This window comes from Salinicola corii (assembly GCF_008298015.1).
Taxonomy (GTDB): Bacteria; Pseudomonadota; Gammaproteobacteria; order Pseudomonadales; family Halomonadaceae; genus Salinicola; species Salinicola corii.
The window spans coordinates 575,192-592,548 of the sequence record NZ_VTPX01000001.1 but is presented as its reverse complement, the minus strand read 5'-3'; the positions used below and the strand labels follow the sequence as shown (position 1 = coordinate 592,548).

Annotated in this window: 12 protein-coding genes and 4 tRNA genes; 10 read left to right on the top strand and 6 right to left on the bottom strand. The window is 56.4% G+C overall.

Annotation, left to right across the window (positions count from 1 at the left end):
- Window positions 1–4: 4 nt before the first annotated feature.
- The 3 genes from F0A16_RS02715 (at window position 5) to F0A16_RS02705 (ending at window position 5,425) form a co-directional block, all read left to right on the top strand.
- Window positions 5–2,569, top strand: a complete 2,565-nt coding sequence (locus F0A16_RS02715; protein WP_149433837.1) for a hypothetical protein — start codon at window positions 5–7, stop codon at window positions 2,567–2,569.
- 5 nt (window positions 2,570–2,574) lie between these two features.
- Window positions 2,575–2,865 carry a hypothetical protein gene (locus F0A16_RS02710; protein WP_149433836.1) on the top strand — a complete coding sequence of 97 codons (291 nt, stop codon included), beginning with the start codon at window positions 2,575–2,577 and terminating at the stop codon, window positions 2,863–2,865.
- 64 nt (window positions 2,866–2,929) lie between these two features.
- Complete coding sequence (locus F0A16_RS02705; RefSeq protein WP_149433835.1) at window positions 2,930–5,425, top strand: hypothetical protein; 2,496 nt, start codon at window positions 2,930–2,932, stop codon at window positions 5,423–5,425.
- A 48-nt stretch (window positions 5,426–5,473) separates the two neighbouring features.
- On the opposite strand, the gene F0A16_RS02700 is transcribed toward F0A16_RS02705, so the two are convergent.
- The 3 genes from F0A16_RS02700 to F0A16_RS02690 all read right to left on the bottom strand — a co-directional run bounded on the left by F0A16_RS02700 (window position 5,474) and on the right by F0A16_RS02690 (window position 8,503).
- Window positions 5,474–6,457, bottom strand: coding sequence for a glycosyltransferase family 2 protein (locus F0A16_RS02700; RefSeq protein ID WP_149433834.1), 984 nt, complete (start codon window positions 6,455–6,457; stop codon window positions 5,474–5,476).
- A gap of 70 nt (window positions 6,458–6,527) precedes the next feature.
- Window positions 6,528–7,706: a tyrosine-type recombinase/integrase gene (locus F0A16_RS02695; RefSeq protein ID WP_149433833.1), complete on the bottom strand. Its 1,179-nt coding sequence runs from the start codon at window positions 7,704–7,706 to the stop codon at window positions 6,528–6,530.
- A gap of 721 nt (window positions 7,707–8,427) precedes the next feature.
- Window positions 8,428–8,503 (bottom strand) — tRNA-Ala (locus F0A16_RS02690).
- Between the two features lie 390 nt (window positions 8,504–8,893).
- Between F0A16_RS02690 and F0A16_RS02685 the strand changes: the two genes are divergently transcribed.
- The 6 genes from F0A16_RS02685 (at window position 8,894) to F0A16_RS02660 (ending at window position 12,617) form a co-directional block, all read left to right on the top strand.
- Entirely contained in the window at window positions 8,894–9,541 is a 648-nt protein-coding gene (locus tag F0A16_RS02685) for a response regulator (protein ID WP_149433832.1), read from the top strand.
- A gap of 96 nt (window positions 9,542–9,637) precedes the next feature.
- Window positions 9,638–11,452 (top strand): excinuclease ABC subunit UvrC, encoded by a 1,815-nt coding sequence (gene uvrC / locus F0A16_RS02680; RefSeq protein ID WP_149434096.1) that lies wholly within the window; start codon window positions 9,638–9,640, stop codon window positions 11,450–11,452.
- 61 nt (window positions 11,453–11,513) lie between these two features.
- Window positions 11,514–12,062 carry a CDP-diacylglycerol--glycerol-3-phosphate 3-phosphatidyltransferase gene (pgsA, locus tag F0A16_RS02675; RefSeq protein WP_149433831.1) on the top strand — a complete coding sequence of 183 codons (549 nt, stop codon included), beginning with the start codon at window positions 11,514–11,516 and terminating at the stop codon, window positions 12,060–12,062.
- Window positions 12,063–12,125: 63 nt separating this feature from the next.
- Window positions 12,126–12,200 (top strand) — tRNA-Gly (locus F0A16_RS02670).
- A gap of 165 nt (window positions 12,201–12,365) precedes the next feature.
- Window positions 12,366–12,439, top strand: a tRNA-Cys gene (locus F0A16_RS02665).
- A 91-nt stretch (window positions 12,440–12,530) separates the two neighbouring features.
- Window positions 12,531–12,617 (top strand) — tRNA-Leu (locus tag F0A16_RS02660).
- Window positions 12,618–13,339: 722 nt separating this feature from the next.
- Here F0A16_RS02660 and F0A16_RS02655 read toward each other — a convergent pair.
- A complete protein-coding gene (locus F0A16_RS02655; protein ID WP_149433830.1) occupies window positions 13,340–13,708 on the bottom strand; it encodes a hypothetical protein in 369 nt (122 codons plus the stop codon).
- A gap of 239 nt (window positions 13,709–13,947) precedes the next feature.
- Window positions 13,948–14,787 (bottom strand): arylamine N-acetyltransferase family protein, encoded by an 840-nt coding sequence (locus tag F0A16_RS02650; protein WP_187775882.1) that lies wholly within the window; start codon window positions 14,785–14,787, stop codon window positions 13,948–13,950.
- 466 nt (window positions 14,788–15,253) lie between these two features.
- On the opposite strand from F0A16_RS02650, the gene dusA reads away from it, so the two are divergent.
- Window positions 15,254–16,267: a tRNA dihydrouridine(20/20a) synthase DusA gene (dusA, locus tag F0A16_RS02645; protein ID WP_149434095.1), complete on the top strand. Its 1,014-nt coding sequence runs from the start codon at window positions 15,254–15,256 to the stop codon at window positions 16,265–16,267.
- 14 nt (window positions 16,268–16,281) lie between these two features.
- Here dusA and F0A16_RS02640 read toward each other — a convergent pair whose 3' ends face one another.
- Window positions 16,282–17,304: a succinylglutamate desuccinylase/aspartoacylase family protein gene (locus F0A16_RS02640; RefSeq protein WP_149433828.1), complete on the bottom strand. Its 1,023-nt coding sequence runs from the start codon at window positions 17,302–17,304 to the stop codon at window positions 16,282–16,284.
- Window positions 17,305–17,357 lie beyond the last annotated feature (53 nt).

Genomic DNA, 17,357 nt, shown 5'->3' with positions numbered 1-17,357 from the left:
ATTGATGGCAACCTTTCCAGCCGGTCTAAACGCCTGTGTTGACGCTGTGCGCAATGCGGTCGGAGATATCTCGGACGAAGAGCTGCAGGAGGTCTTCTCAGAGCTTCGCAGTCGCACGCAGGCAATCAAGGCCGCCAACGAGGCGATGGATCTCGAGACCGCAGCTCTACGCGCTGCTGACGAGCTTTCACGCCAGGCCGAGCAAGCGGCCATCATTGAGAAGCGCAATGCGTTGATCAACGTTCGCCGGCGCGCCGAGATCGTCAACTTCGTGCGCGAGAGTTTCGCGGATCGCCCGGATCTTGGTGTTGAGTCTCTCCTGGTCGGCACCAACCTTGCCCGTCGCGGCGCCCGTCTGTCTGTCGCTGCTGAACAGAAGGCGCTGACCGATCGCTACCTGGGTGGTCTCCTGGCAGACCTGGATCGCGAGAACCTGACGGCATTTCTGTCTAAAGGTGGATCCGACGCCGAGATATCCGACGCTATGTGGCGCCTGGGTAAGGATCGCGACGTCAGCGACTTGAATCCAGGCTCAGTCAAGATTGCCAAGATAATCCAGCGCTACCAGGAGCTGGCCCGAGTCGACGCGAACCGCGCCGGCGCCAGTATCGGAAAACTCGACGGCTACATCACGCGCCAGAGCCATGACGCCGACAAACTGCGCCGGGCAGGCTTCTCGCAATGGGCCAACGATATTCTTCCACTGCTGGATGAGACGACCTTCGATGGCGTCAGCGACCGCAATGACTACCTTCGCTCCGCCTACAACGGCATTGTTTCCGGAAATCATGAGCGCGCCGGGCAGGAGGTGAAGGCAAGTGGCTTCAAGGGGCCGGCTAACCTGGCCAAGAAGATGAGCCAGAACCGTGTTCTTCACTTCCGCGATGGCTTGGCATGGCATGGCTATAACCAGAAATACGGAACCGGCAACCTTCGTGAAGCGGTGATTCGCGGCCTCGACCTGGCCGGACAGAACACGGCCACGCTGCGCCGACTTGGCACCAATCCCGAAGCCAACATGGAGCAAGCGCTAGATGCCATCGCCGATACGATGCGCGACGATCCTCTGAAGCTACGAGCCTTCGATAATGCTCGTCGCGGTGCGCTGGCCAATCGCATGAAGGAAGTGACCGGACAGACACGCATACCCGAGAACGCATCCTTCGCCCGCGTGTCATCCAACGTGCGCGCCTGGCAGTCGATGTCAAAGCTTGGCGGCGCCCTACTCTCGAGCTTCAGCGACCTGCCCGCATCTGCATCCGAACTCAGATATCAAGGGCAAAGCTACCTTGGCTCGATGGGCCGATTGATGGGAGGCCTGCTCAAAGGCCGGGGTACGCAGGAACAGAAACAGATCCTGTCCGGATTCGGCGTCTACGCCGACTCGATGCGTGGTGAGATTGCCCGTCGTTTTTCCGCCGATGACACCATGGGCGGGCGCATGTCGCGGATGATGAATCACTTCTTCCGCCTCAACGGCCTGTCATGGTGGACGGATGCCAACAAGGCATCTGTGGGCCTGATGATGTCGCATCACCTTGCCGATGCTTCAAAGCGGCAATGGGGCGGCGTAGACAGCAACCTGAAGCGCGCCCTTGGCCTCTATGACATCGGCGATGCGGAATGGTCTCTATACCGCCAAATACCAATGCGTCACGCTGATGGTAGGGATTACCTGACACCAGATGGTGTTGATGACATCCCTGACGAGGCGCTGTCTGGCTATCTGACCGATCGTGGCATCAGGGTTTCAGATTCATCGCTGGCCGATGTCCGCGAGCAGTTACGACGAAAACTGTCTACCTACGTGAATGACCGCGTGACCTATGCAGTGCTTGAGCCGGATGCACGCACCCGTTCGATCATGAACCAAGGAACACAGCGCGGGACCGTCCCTGGTGAGCTTCTCCGCTTCTTGGGTCAGTTCAAGTCATTCCCGGTGACGTTCATTCAGAAGACACTGGGGCGCGAGCTCTATGGACGCGGGTACACGCCGGGCGCCATGGACTCATCGTTTCGTGCCGGCCGTGATTTCGTCAACGCGCTGCGCAACGGCAACGGGGAGATCCTTGGCCTGGCTCAGCTCATGGTATGGACCACGGCATTCGGTTATATGTCGATGGTGGCAAAGGATGGTGTGAAGGGTCGCTCCCCTCGTGATCCGTCCGATCCCAAGACGTGGATGGCCGCCATGGTCCAGGGTGGAGGTCTGGGTATCTACGGCGACTTCCTGTTCGGTGAAGCCAACCGATTTGGTGGCGGTGTCCTGGGTACTCTGGCTGGACCCTCTATCGGCACGTTCAGCGATACCGTGACGTTGTGGCAGGAACTCAAGTCCGGAGATGCTGATGCCGGCAGCGCGTTCCGCCTGGCGCAAAACAACACGCCATTCATGAACTTGTTCTATACCCGCGCCGCACTTGATTATCTGTTCTTCTACTCGGTACAGGAGGCCATGAGCCCCGGTTCACTGAGGCGAACGGAGCGCAGAATCCAAAAAGATAACGCTCAGACCTTCCTTTTGAGACCTTCTCAGAATTATGCTGACCCCTTGGGGATAGCAAGGTAAAGCACATGAAAGGCGTTTTTCTGGAATCGACAGAGTCGCTGATACAGCGTAAGCGGCGCATCTACTACAGCAAGTGGTGGGATGTTCCGGCGTTCCTGTGCTTCTTCGCGGCACCAGTACTGATGGTGTCTGGCTGGAGCCTCATCAGCGGCGACCTGTCCGCCTTTACGCTTATCTCAATCGCGGTGTCTGCCCTGCCCTTCCTGCTGCTCTGGTTGGGCCAGAGAGGCCGGCGAGAGGTCGACTGGCACGAGCGATACCTGCACGAGCAACGCTATAGACGACAGCAAATGTAGCTGTCACAGCAACCCCAACGAACCCTGGCGAAAGCCGGGGTTTTTTTGTGCCCGAGGATCCCCAATGACTGTCTCCGTCGAATCCATGCACGTCTTCCATCAGGGTGACGGCGCACAGCAGGTCTTTGACTTTAATTTCCGCGCTATCGATCCGTCCCACATCTTCGTGTACATCCTGAATGAAGCGGACGGCTCATATCAGCAACTGACGCTCAACTACGACTACAGCGTCACCGGCACTGGAACGTTCAGCTCTGGGGGCGAAGTCATCCTCTCCTCCATCGTACCAACCGCCACCCAGAAAGTGCTGATTACCCGCATCCTGCCGTTGCAGCAGATATTGGACCTCCGCAATCAAGGGTCATTCTTCCCCGAGAACCTGGAAGAGACCTACGACCGCATCGTCATGATGCTCCAGCAATTGGACTGGGAGTCTGGACGCTCAATCAAGAAAGACTTCTGGGGCCTGGCTTGGGATGCGCTGGGGTTGCGCATCAAGAATGTCGGATCGCCCACTTCCTCAACAGATGCCGCGACAAAAGGCTATGTCGACGGAGTCGTCGATGACATCGAGTCAAGTATCGGCTACATCGCAGATCTTACGCGGCGTGCCGAGAAAGCTCGCGATCAAGCCATCATGGCCGCTGAAGCTAGCGGAGATGTTAAGTTCTTCGACACTTATGCAGACGCTGCCGCCGCCACGCTAGAAGAAGGCGATGTGGTCGAGGTGTTCGCCGACGAGAATACCAACGGCATGGCGTCTCGCTATGTCTATGAATCCGGCGTTCTGGTTTTCAAGTTTCATCCCGGCCAAGGGATTGTCTCAACTACTGACGGCCAGGTCACAAAAAGCCAGTCTGAGTGGGCTGATGATACTGTCGCCAACTCAGAATTCGTACAGGATTATAAAGTAAGGCGATCGCGTGGCGCTCTAAGATGGTCAGATTTCGCAATTAGTTCTGACCCAAACGTTGACCAGTCGCAGCAATTATTTGAAGCCATTAAGGCGCTGTATGACTCAGATGCGCAGGTGCTAGACCTAGAAGGGTTCCCAATTGGGATTGCAAACCGAGTTGTTTGTCTAGCCGGAGAGAATGGGTTTACTAATCTGCCAAATGTGAAACGCAACCAGAACAACATCATCTGCAACTTCAATATCCGTTGGCTCGGAGACGACATGCCGGACCAGCAGATGATTGAATTCGGCGCAAATTATACAGAATGGCCAAATGCTGCATTTAATCACCCGATCTTCTTCGGTGGCACGATAGACAGTATGGGTAAGCAGATCGGGTCCATCCTGATATATAACTTCTACAATGCAATTTTCAGAGATATTCAGTTCCTTAACTTCTGTGACCAGACCTCGATCTATCTGCGTAGTGTAGATAATACAGGAAAATGGGAGGGGGACAACGGCGCAACGTTCCATGGTTGCCGTTGGGCGTGTCTGCCTTCAAGTGCTGCGTACACTGGGGCTCCAATTGTGGCGAATTGTGGCGACATCGTTGTGGAGGGCGGGTTCAGTGAATGGTGTGGTCCGCATGACTACAACTATGGCTCTATCAATATCGTCAACCATCACTGGTCCTACGGCAACAATTCCACCGTGAACAGGTTCTGCGCCATCTTCAGAGATCCACGTCACATAACTCTGGTTGCGAACGACTTGGACAATGCCATATTCAAGTTTACTAACGTTGGATGGATGGATAATGTCGTAATTAATGACGGTAGCCCCAATCATATTGCAAAGAACACATTTAAAGGGGTAAGCATTGTTTCAAATAAGTCTGGAACTAATAACCTAACCCCAGAAGGTCACGGTATCGTGACAATGGAGACGGATCAATCAGTAACATCGATCGAGGGTCTTAATATCGTTGCAAACTCCGCAGAAGTTCTTGGACACGGCGGATCGGCGGTGCCTTTCCTGAAGCTCAGGACTGTAGGCGATGGCGTTTTCACTAACGTTAGAGCAAATTACAACCAGCGTAGCGAATATGGCGTCTATTGTGGGGACTTGACAGATACGTCAGTTCTCCCGGCGACTAGTACGTTCGTGACTGTCGCAGGCGATGATAATAAATTGTATTATCCGTCTAATAACGCTCCAGAAGGAGCTGCTTGGTCTCTGCATCGCGGCGAAGAAATGGTCTACAAGGTAAATTTTGACGGCACTATCCAAAGCCCAGCCACACACTCATCAACAACATCAAATGCTGCCAACATGTTTATCGGTTCCAGCGGTAATATTCAAAGAACCACATCCGCGATGAAGTATAAGGTTCTTGACAGCTACGATGTAGAAGATGTTGCCAATAAGTGGTTACAAATGGATCCATTCACGTACCGCGATAAGAATCAGTACGAAGAAGACCCAGACAGCAAGCTCTACTTAGGTATGTCGGCAGATCAAGCATATGAACTGGGACTCACGTGCATGGTCGATGACACGAGCGGTGAGGTGGAAAATCTATTCTACGAGAGGGGGGTCGCCATTAATCTTTATTTAATTAAAAAGCTTTTCAATGAAATTGAAATATTAAAAAATTCTTAATACACACACCCCTCCGAGAAAACATCTTGGAGGGGGGTTAGTAAAATTCTAAAAGCACGAAAGTATAAAATCAATTCTTTCCTTTGAAAAGCCATTTGGTGAATAATTCTCATTAAAATCTACGCAGACCAAAAGGTCTAGTTCAACAAATTGTTTTATATTTTTGACAACCATCTGGCTGTATATTTTCTTTAAATATTTCTCTCTTAAATCATCATTATTTAATAGTCTTCCATTTATCAACGATATTGAGTTCTTGATCATCATCCTAGCCCCCCTGAACGAAGAGCTACCGGCCCCGTGTGCGTGCCTCCCCCACTTATCTAAAAAAATACTGAAGCTTGGCATATCGTAGTGCAGGACAGAAAATTCCATGTCTTCAGGTTTATGAGACGCAATCCATTTTCCGTCATTCCTCTTAGCATTATGTACCCCCATCACTATGTCTTTTGATGCCTTCACGATATATTTACCGGCAGTGTGTCCATTAAAATAACTAGAGTTAGAAGATTCTCCTATAAGTCCAAGCAATACAGCAAGATCCAATTCCGTGTCTGACAATTTCCTCTTAAAGATATCCACTCTACCATTCTCAGGAATGGCGCAATCATTCAATATGCAATAGTCATCGCACGAATTTTCTACTGGAAAGCATAATTTCTCATAAGTGTGCAGCTTAACGTACCTCTTTCCTTTTATGTTTAAAATATACTCTTTGCATATGTTTAAGAATTCATCGGAATCTATGCTTGCTAACCATACGTCAAAATCCAAATCAGATAAAACATAATTCACCTTATTTGAATTTATATTTTGCCTATCGTTTAAGCTTTCTGGCCTATTTCTTCCCCAATATTTATTGTCTGTAGGTATTGCTGTAATATTTGGGTGGTTGTTAAGATAAGCTGCCTTCTCATGATCACCATCATCAAGAAACAAGAAAATATGGTCTGCCCCGAGTCGTATATTTGCTTCTGCGAATTTTTTTAGGTATTCATAGCTTTCTAGCGCAGTTGTAACTGTGCAAATCATAATTCCCTTCCTTTGGCATAATTAAATTCGTCTATTCCTTCGGATATGCGCCTTTTTTTCGCATACCCTATCATCCACCCAGGCCGTCAATGTAGTCTGCCCACCATTGCATCATGCGTCTACGCTCATCGAGATATTGAGCGTGGTTGTAGCTCTTGCGTGTTCGATTCCCGGGCACGTGTGCCAGTTGGCGCTCTATGGCGTCCGGAGACCAGCCGTGCTCGTTCATGTGCGTTGAGGCCGTGGCGCGAAATCCATGCGCCGAGAACTCGCCCTTCCCGAAACCCATCCTTCCGAGCGCCTGGTTGATCGTCGTGAGATGGATAGGCTGGCGCGGATTCTTCATGCCCGGGAACAGGATGTCTCCGCCACCGGTATAGTCGCGCAGCTCCTCGAGCAGCGACACAACCTGATCGGACAGCGGCACCAGATGTTTCTGCCGGCGCTTCATGCTTTCCTCGGGCAGACGCCATAGCCGTGCCTCGATGTCGATTTCATCCCACCGCGCACGGCGCATCTCGATCGTTCTCACCATCGTCAGCAGCAGGAACCGGATGGCGAGCTGTGTCGTCCGATAGCCGCCGAACACCTGAAGCTGGCCTAGAAGATGGCGCAACTGTGATTCATTGAGATCGACCGCGTGCTTCACTTCGTTGCGCTTCACCGCGCCTTTGACGTGCGATGCTGGATCCTCGTCGTTGCGCAGCGTCACGATTCCATACCGGAAAACAGCGCTCATCCACTGCCTAAGAAGCACGGCTACAGTCTTGGCGCCGCGCTTCTCGGTTGCCTGCATGATCGACAGGATGTCCTGCGCGCCAACCTCCTTGATCGGGCGCTTTCCGATGACCGGGAGTATGTCCTGATCCAGCCCTCGCCTAACCTGGGTGGCGTAGTAGTCCGTCCATTCATCCGTGCGCTTAGCGAACCACTCTTCCGCGACTGCGCCGAACGTGGCACCGGCATCAGCGATTCGACGCCGCTTCTCCCGCTCAACCTCTTCGCGTGGATGGATTCCTCGCGCAATGAGCGCCCTACCCCAGTCTCTGCGCTCGCGTGCTACGCTGAGCGAGATAGACGGGTATGAGCCGATGGTGTGCATGTTCGCCTTGCCGTCGAGCCGGTAGCGTAATCTCCACGTCTTCGCGCCTGAAGGTCGTATCTCGATGCATAGGCCATCGGTGTCGGACAGTCGGTAGACGGCGTCACGCGGCTTCGCATTGCGGATTTTGGTGTCTGATAGAGGCATGGCGTGTGAGTAAGGTTTGGGTTACTCACGATCTTACTCACATCGATAGCGGATGGTCACGGAGTTGAAGCGGAAAGCAGCGAACTAATTATTACGGCTTGACATGCCGATGCTGCTTACGATCTAGGCTTGGCGGACAAGGAGGGATAGGAGCGGAACGGCGTATCGGTTATCGATCATGAGGACTGACATGGTGCAAGCTCCTGATATTCATACTAGATCGAGTAAAGGCCGTGATTGCTTACCCGGGTGATTACCCAAGTCGATCATTTCACCTATGCCAAACCCCCACGAAACGCAGCGGAGAAACGAAAAAATGCCGCCCCGAGGGACGGCATTTTCTACAGACGTCGGCATGCCGCCCTTGGATCAAAGGCGCCACCACCACTGGTTCAGTCTGAGCGTCGGATTCATATTCATGCCCAGTATAGTGCCGTGGAGCGCCGATCACTGTCAACGCTACCCTGTCTGGCATCGCGACCAGGCATGCCGTCACCTCGACGCCCGTTTCTATCCAGAGGCGTGGCGTATCGAATGAATAAAGATCCATCACCAAGCGGGCTAATTCATTCCCGAAGATGGTGAGCAATGGAGTCAAACGGATGCCGATAATTGGTGAAAGCGGGTGGTTGCCGGGACAGCGAGTAAGGCTACCGGAATTTCAGGCACGAAAAAGCCGCTGATGTCTGGATCACCAAGCGGCTGATTCGAAACTAAATTCTGGTGGAGCCTAGCGGGATCGAACCGCTGACCTCAACACTGCCAGTGTTGCGCTCTCCCAGCTGAGCTAAGGCCCCAAAAATGCGCTGCCCTGATGGACGCGAGGCACTATAAAAGCCCCCTCCCCCCAGGTCAAGCCCGCTTGCCCGAACTCGTCGACATCGATGTCACGACCATCGACGTCGAAGCCGCGCGGCGCGGTGCTTTGCGGGTCGCAAATTCCCCGCCAAACATGGAGTATTTGGTCCGAGAACGTGTCACACTACTTAACAGAGCGAGAGCGAAGGTGAAACGTCCACCCGTATACGTACAAGCTTCAATCATAAAGATATTGGCGATACCCAAGCTTTTGTCGAATCGCTGAATGACATCGCACTACTAATTAATCACAAATTCAGGGCCGCCGGTTGCTGGCATATTCAGTCGACGGTAGGGCCTTCAGGGGCAGCGGGAATCCAGGAGTCATCTTGATCAGGGTATTAGTAGCCGACGATCATCACTTGGTGCGCACCAGTATCGCGCGCGTCATGGCCAGCGAACCCGATATCGAGGTCGTCGCCGAAGCCGAAAGTGGAGAAAGTGCATTACAGGGCTGCCGGGAACACCTGCCGGATATTGCGATGATCGACATACGCATGCCGGGAATCGGCGGTCTGGAGACCATTCTGAAACTCCTCAAGACCCAGCCCGACACTCGGATCATCGTGCTGACGGGACAAGTCGAGGAGAGCACGGCGCAACGTCTGATCGATTCCGGCGTGACCGGGTTCATCAGCAAGGGCACCCAGCTGGATTTGATGATCGAGGCCGTGCGCCGGGTCGCGGATGGAGAGCGCTTCATCAGCCCGGACATCGCCCAACGCGTGGTGCTGGCCCGCAGCGAGGGTCGCCAGAGTCCGTTCGACCGGCTCTCGCATCGTGAACTGCAAATCGCGACGATGATTATTCACTGTCACAAGGTCAGTCGCATCTCGGAGCAGCTCTGCCTGAGTCCCAAGACGGTGAATACCTACCGCTACCGAATATTCGACAAGCTGAAAGTGCAGTCCGACGTGGAACTGACCCACCTCGGCCTGCGGCATGGGCTGCTGGACGAATTCGAGCCCCGATCGTGACGACAGTCGAACGCAATGGAAATGCAGGGAGCCCACCGTGCCCGTACGGGACTTTGATATACTCGGGGCATGAGTGAACCCTCGATCGATACCCCATTGCGCTTCGATGCCAAGCACTTCCTGAAGTCGGTTTCAGAATCGCCCGGCGTATATCGCATGCTCGACGAGCAGGCCAATGTCCTTTACGTCGGCAAGGCCAAACGCCTCAAGCCGCGACTCGCCAGCTACTTCCGCGGCGCCTTGAACACCAAGACCCAGGCGTTGGTGGCACGCATTCAGGACATCCAGATCACGGTCACACGCAGCGAAACCGAGGCTTTGCTGCTGGAGCAGACCTTGATCAAGGAGCTGCGACCGCCCTACAACATTCTGCTGCGCGACGACAAGTCCTACCCCTACGTCTTCGTCACCGATCGACACCCCTATCCCGCGCTCGAATTCAAGCGAGTTCGCCAGAAGCGGCGCGACGGCCGCTACCTCGGCCCCTACCCGAGCTCGACCGCGGTCCGGGAGAGCCTCTCGCTGATGCAGAAGATCTTCCGCATCCGCAACTGTGAAGACAGCGTATTCGCGCACCGGCACCGGCCCTGCCTGCAGTACCAGATCAAACGTTGCAGTGCTCCCTGTGTCGATTACATCAGTGAAGCCGACTACCGTCAGGACATCGAGCACGCCGTGATGTGCCTCGAGGGGCGCAGCGAGCAGGTGACCCAGCAGCTCACTGCCAGCATGGAGCGCGCCAGCGATGCGCTCGACTTCGAGGAAGCGGCTCGCTTGCGCGACCAGATCCAGCAATTGCGGCGATTGCAGGAGAAGCAGTTCGTCGACAACGCCGATGGCGATGCCGACATCTTTGCCCTGGCCGAGCAGCCTGGCGGACTCTGCATCAGCGTACTGTCGATTCGCCAAGGCCGCATGATGGGCGCGCGCCATCATCAACCCGACAACGGCCTGGATCTTGGGGCCGAGGACTTGCTCAGCGAGTTCGTCAGCCAGTTCTACCTCGGCCAGTCCAAGGAGATTCCTCTCGAAATCATCGCCTCGCACCCGTTGACGGATAGCGGGTTGCTGCAATCGGCACTGAGCGAACATGCCGGTCGACGCATTCGCGTCGCGTCTCAGGTACGAGGCCACCGCGCCCAGTGGCGCCGCCTGGCCATCACCAATGCCGAGCAGCATTTGGCGACCCAGCTTGCCAATCGCAGCCAGTTGGGCAAGCGTTTCGAATCACTACGCGAGGCTTTGGACATGCCGGTCTCCCCTGTCAGACTCGAGTGTTTCGATATCAGCCATAGTCACGGCGAGGCAACCGTGGCCTCCTGCGTCGTGTTCGACCAGAATGGCCCGGCCAAATCCGACTATCGTCGCTTCAATATCGAAGGGGTGGCAGCAGGTGATGATTACGCGGCGATGCGCCAGGCCCTGACCCGACGCTTCAAGCGGCTGCAGAAAGGCGAAGGCAAGCTGCCGGACATCCTGATCGTCGATGGTGGCAAGGGCCAGTTGAACATGGCCCGGGAGGTTCTGGTCGAACTGGAAGTCGTCGATGTCGCCCTGATCGGCGTCGCCAAGGGCACCACCCGAAAGGCCGGCCTGGAGACGCTGTTCATCGAAACGGTGGAGCGCACCCTCAACCTCGACACCAGTTCACCGGCGTTGCACCTGATTCAGCATATACGCGACGAAGCTCACCGCTTCGCCATTACCGGTCACCGCCAGCGCCGCGACAAGCAGCGCCGCACCTCTTCACTGCAAGATATTCCCGGCATCGGACCGAAACGTCGTCGAGAGCTGTTACGCTTCTTCGGTGGCCTGCAGGGCGTGCGCAAGGCAACCCGGGACGATCTTTCCCGCGTTCCGGGGATCAACGAGCAGATGGCGGCTACCATACATCAGGCGCTCCATGGATGAGCGCGCCTAGCAGGCGTAAAATGTCCGACTCTCATCTCCCAGTAAGGACGCTAGCGGCACGATGAACATTCCCAATATGCTCACCCTGGCAAGAATCGTGTTCATCCCGCTCATGGTGGTGCTGTTCTATTTGCCCTACGCCTGGAGCCTGTTGGTGACAGCGGTTCTCTTCGGACTGGCGGCCGTCACCGACTGGCTGGACGGCTACCTGGCCAGGCGCTGGGACCAGAGCACGCCATTCGGCGCATTTCTGGATCCCGTCGCGGACAAGGTCATGGTCGCCGTCGCCCTGGCGCTACTGATCGAGCGTTATGAGGCGTTCTGGCTGACGCTGCCGGCGCTGGTCATCATCGGTCGCGAGATCGTGATCTCCGCGCTGCGTGAATGGATGGCGGAAATCGGGCAGCGAAAGCGAGTAGCAGTCTCCTGGATCGGCAAGTCGAAGACCACGTTGCAGATGATCTCTCTACTGCTGCTCCTGGGCTTTCCGCCGCTCTCCACGATTGCCAACATTGGCATCGCTCTACTCTATGCAGCGGCCTGTCTGACACTGTGGTCGATGATCCAGTATCTCAGGGCTGCCTGGCCGGAACTCACCCGCTCGCTGTAAGCGAAAAGTGACATAAGCGTTTGACAGGTACGCACTTATCCTTATAATGCGACGGCGTGTTCAGCGGGAATAGCTCAGTGGTAGAGCATCGCCTTGCCAAGGCGAGGGTCGGGAGTTCGAATCTCCTTTCCCGCTCCAGAAACACAGCGTGTTTTGTAATGGTCAAGAGGTTCGCGAGCTGGTGTCAGCCCGACCGATCCCTATCCTAAATCGGACACGAATTTCGATCCTGTCAAATCGACGCGAATTGCTCTGGTAATGTAATGGCAATTCGAGCGATATATCTACAGAAAATCGATGAAAGGCTGGATGGCAGAGTGGTTATGCAGCGGACTGCAACTCCGTGTACGCCGGTTCGATTCCGACTCCAGCCTCCACTTCTTCTCGGCATCGAGTCTTCATGATTCGATCGCTCTTCCGGTCACCGGCGCCCTGTCTTGCGAAAAGGCGCCAGGCCGTATGCGTTTGGCCCGGATGGCGAAATTGGTAGACGCAAGGGACTTAAAATCCCTCGGTGGCAACACCGTGTCGGTTCAAGTCCGACTCCGGGCACCATCTTCCAACGCTCTATCAATGGCAGATAACCGTCTCCCGCCGTTCGCCATGTTTCGATTCTTCAAGACAATGACCCGAGATGGATCGCCATCCCAGGCAAGGCATTACGCTTTGTCTGAAAAATGCCTGCGCTCACCCATACGGTGTTCAAAATCGACCGGAGCGACAGCTCGGTCACAATGCTCATTTACCTCGCGTAAACTAGTACACGAACGCTTTCTGGTCGGCGTGACAGGATAGAGTGTCGGAGAAAAAGCGACCCGGTGGCACAAGGTGAGAAACCCCACATGTACCGGGTCGAAGTCGTCGCAGGGAAGCGACACAAGGCGTTAGCGGATCCCAGCCGACATCGAAACCTACCCGGTTGCCGGCACTGAACTCGCGCCCCAGAACATCTGGTGACTGTTCTATCGGCAAGCGCCCCGGTGACTTGAGCTCGCTTCACGGACACTCCGGGCTCGAGCCTTGAAAGTGCCGCACCGGCCTCGACGCCCCGATCCGTAGCTCGCCCTCCGCCCGCAGGCCATCGAAACCCAGTTCCATCTCTTGGACCTGTCGCAAAACAGCTCGATGGCTCATTGACAATAGATCAGCGGCGCATAAAAAACCCCGGCCAGGGGGAATGGCCAGGGAAGTTGGAGACGACTGAAGGTCTCTCAAAAGCGCCCCAGACTCTCGAGGCACAAGGCAGAATATTCTGTGACCGCGATCTTGCTTATGGCTCAGTCGATGCTGGCAAAAGTCATTTCGACACTGCCGTGACCTGTCGATTGGCCAACACTCTGCAGCGCCTGGGCGGCTGCCACGCTTTGCCCTCCACCGATCAGATCATCGTTGCCAGCCGGAATGCTGGTAGCGCGCATGGTGCTGGCAGAGACATAGGTCAAGGCCTCGTCCGCTGCGTCGCTGTGGCCACCATTGACCGGATCGATACGGTATTGGGTCGGCAGCGCCTGGAACTCGGAAGTCTGCTGTACGTTCAGTGCCTGCTGCTGGCTGGCAAAAGCCTCTTCGGCCTGGGCGCTATTGGCCTGAGCGGCAGCGGGCAGAGCGACGGCCAGTACGATTGCGGCAAGAATGGGGGTTTTCATGATTCGTTCTCCAATGACGTTTTTCGTTTTTTCTTTCTTCAGTCGGCCACTTGGCCTTGACCGTTGATGCCATTATGGGAACGAGACAGTTAGCATGCGAATCGAATGCCTCGAAAGCGACTATCGTCGAGATCGATAGGCGAAGCCATGAAAACCGGATACGCGGGCGGTGGCCTCTTACACTGTCGGCGTCATGGCCTGTTCGGAGACGAATCCCGGCGCAGCAGTCTCCCCATTGCTCACGAAGATACGGCTTCATCCTGGGCTTGCGCTGAAGCAACGATGCGCTCCAGTACCGGGATCCAGCAGGACTCGATGTTCAACCCGAACCGTCCGCCCAGGGTATCGATCATCTCCTCGACCGTGAGGTGGCGCTCTTCGATACCTCCCTTTACCCGTGCGATCTTCAAACGATTGTTCGCCAACGTGTAACGCGCTTCTGGTGTGGTCACGGCCACCATCAACCGACTGCGAAAGTGTGAATCCGGGTAGCAGGATACGTAATAGTTGGCCACCTGGTAATCGATGGGCTCCCACGGGAAATCGAGGATTTCGTACAGGGCTTGCCAAGCGTGATCATGGCATGACTCGACCATGAAGCCGCCCATCGTTTTACGCAGCCGATAAGCGCCGTAGGCGGATTGCTGGGAAAGCTCCGGTTGCCAGGCGAGCGGCGCATTGGGCATGAAACTGCCGAAACCGACATCCACCAACCACAGGGCATCGTCCACCACCACCTTCAAGGACGCATGTGTCGCGGCCGGGACGGGGCTTTCCGGCATTCGGCCGACCCACACCCGGGCCAGGTGGTTTTCTACCGAGAATCCCAGGGTTTGCAACACACGCTGCAGCAGGCTGGTGTGTTCGAAACAATAGCCCCCACGTTGCCGATAGAGCATCTTGTCATCGATGGCTTTCGGATCGAGCGAGATATCCCGCCCCAGCAATACATCGATAGCCTCGAACGGAATGGAGGCCATGTGATGCGAAATGATGGCGCACAGAGTTTCCTGCGTAGAGGGCAAGGCCCCCGAGAGTCCGACGCGCTTCAAATAGGCTGCTAGATCGACGCTGGCCATTTCCTGGTCGGAGAGTGAAACGATAGCTGACATGATGGGACTCCTCTGAAACGACAAGCGCAGCGTAATTCCTCAATTTAACTTGAGGTCAAGCCCGTAGTGACCTGGTGAATTTCCGCTCAAGGTATCTTTCCGACAAGGAGAGCCCGGTGGGCACCGAGATGAACGACGAGAGATCCACACTCCATGAGCGTTGTGTCGCTCGAGTACAGCCTCGAGTTGGATTTGCCGACATCTGCGCGCAGGGCCGCGGAAGACGGCTCTGTGACGGATGCCCATTCTTCCGTACAATAACGCGCCACCGACCGCGCCGCTGAAAAGTCGCCATGTGTACCGCGCTCCCCTGTGAATCCGGTCAATAGGGCCAACTGATACACTGGCGATACATTATGCCCGGTCATCGACGGGATTTGATGGTATCAACCAGCGTGTATTTACACAGTCGACCATGACGCAACTCACTGATATGCCGACACAAAACCCAGCAGACCGAGCCCGCCGATTTTCAGTCGCGCCGATGATGGATTGGACGACCCGCGATTACCGCGCATTCGCCCGCTGTCTGACTCGCCGTGCGCTGCTCTATACCGAGATGGTGACCACCGGCGCGATCTTGCACGGCACGCCACGGGAACGTTTTCTCGGCTACGACGCCATGGAACACCCGCTGGCGCTGCAATTGGGCGGCAGCGATCCCGGGGAACTGGCGGAGTGCGCGGCGATCGCCGAGTCGTGGGGGTATGACGAGGTCAATCTCAACGTGGGCTGCCCCAGTGACCGCGTGCAGAACAATCTGATCGGCGCCTGCCTGATGGGACATCCCGACAAGGTCGCGGGCGCCGTCGCCGCCATGCGCAGCACGGTCTCCATCCCAGTGACGGTGAAATGCCGCATCGGAATCGACGACCAGGACGAGGATGCCGATCTCGAACGCTTCATCGACCGAGTCGCAGGTGCCGGCTGCGACACCTTCATCGTGCACGCCCGCAAGGCATGGCTGCAGGGACTCTCTCCCAAGGAAAATCGTGACGTCCCGCCGCTCAACTATCCCCGCGTCTACCGGCTCAAGGCGCAGCATCCCGAGTTGCATATCGGTATCAACGGCGGTATCACCACGCTGGACGCCTGCAGAGCACATCTCGACGCCGGCGTGGATAGCGTGATGATCGGCCGGGAGGCCTACCAGAATCCGTGGCTTCTGGCCGAGGTCGACAGCGCGCTCTACGATGCCGAGCCGCCAGCCATCAGCCGCCACGATGCGGCTCGCGCCTTTCGCCCCTACGTGATCGGGCGACTGGCCGAAGGCGCCAAGCTCAACCACATCACTCGACACCTGCTGGGGCTGTTCCAGGGCTGCGCCGGGGGCAGGCGCTTCCGACGATTCCTCTCGGAAAGCGCCCACAAGGACGGCGCGGGAATCAGCGTCTACGACGACGCCGTGGGGCTGGTCGACGAATGCCGTCTGGCCGAGTCGGCCTGAGAGCGCAACTAGACCTAGACGCCGGGCGTTTCGTAGCGCGTCTGAAAATTCTCCACCGCGCTCTCGACATCGTCGATCTCGTCATAGCGAGCCACGTGGAACAGCGCCTCGCCTTCGTTCACCAGCGGCAGATTGCTCATGCCGATGACGATACCGTCGGCGCTGGCGACCACCGGCGCTTCGTCGTTGCCGAAGGGATCCGCGACCACGCCCAGCACCTGATGCTTCGCGACCCGCGTTCCTAGCCGCACCCGCGGACGAAGAATCCCGTCGATCGGCGCCCTGGCCCAGTTGGAGCCGTTGGCGACTTCCGCCGTCGGCGGTGCCCGGCGGCGACTATCTGCCGGAAGCATGCCGATCAGGCGCATCACGCGCCGAATTCCTCTAACGCCGGGCGCGATGGCCCACTCATCGAAGCGCAGCGCTTCGCCGGCTTCGTAGGTCAGCACGGGGACACCACGATTCTGTGCATATTCGCGCAGACTGCCCTCGCGCAGCTCCGCGTTCAGGATCACCGGCACGCCGAACGCTTCGGCCATGGCCTGTGTTTCGAGGTTCTGGCGCAGTTGGGAGCGGATCTGGGGAAGGTTGGTGCGGTGAATGGCACCGGTATGCAAGTCGATGATATGGGTGGCCCGATCTACCATCTCCTCCCGCATCAGCGCGGCGATGCGAGAGCCCAGCGATCCCCCCCCACTCCCCGGAAAGCAGCGATTGAGATCGCGCCGATCCGGCAGGTAGCGCGACTGCTGGACGAAGCCGAAGACGTTGACCACGGGCACGGCAATCAGCGTCCCGCGCAATCGCGACAGGTTCGGCAACCTCAGCAGCCGGCGGACGATCTCGACGCCATTGAGCTCGTCACCGTGAATCGCGCCGCAGACCAGCAACACCGGACCAGGCTGGCGACCGTGCACCACCTCCACCGGAATGTGCATCGGCGCGTGGGTATAGAGCTTGGCCACCGGAACGTCGACCTGCCGGCGGGTGCCGGGTTCGATTCGCTCGCCAACGAGGGTGAAGGCTTCCTGCGCCATGACGATCCTTGACAATGGTTGGGTCGGTAATGAAGAGATCGTGATCGTGGAGC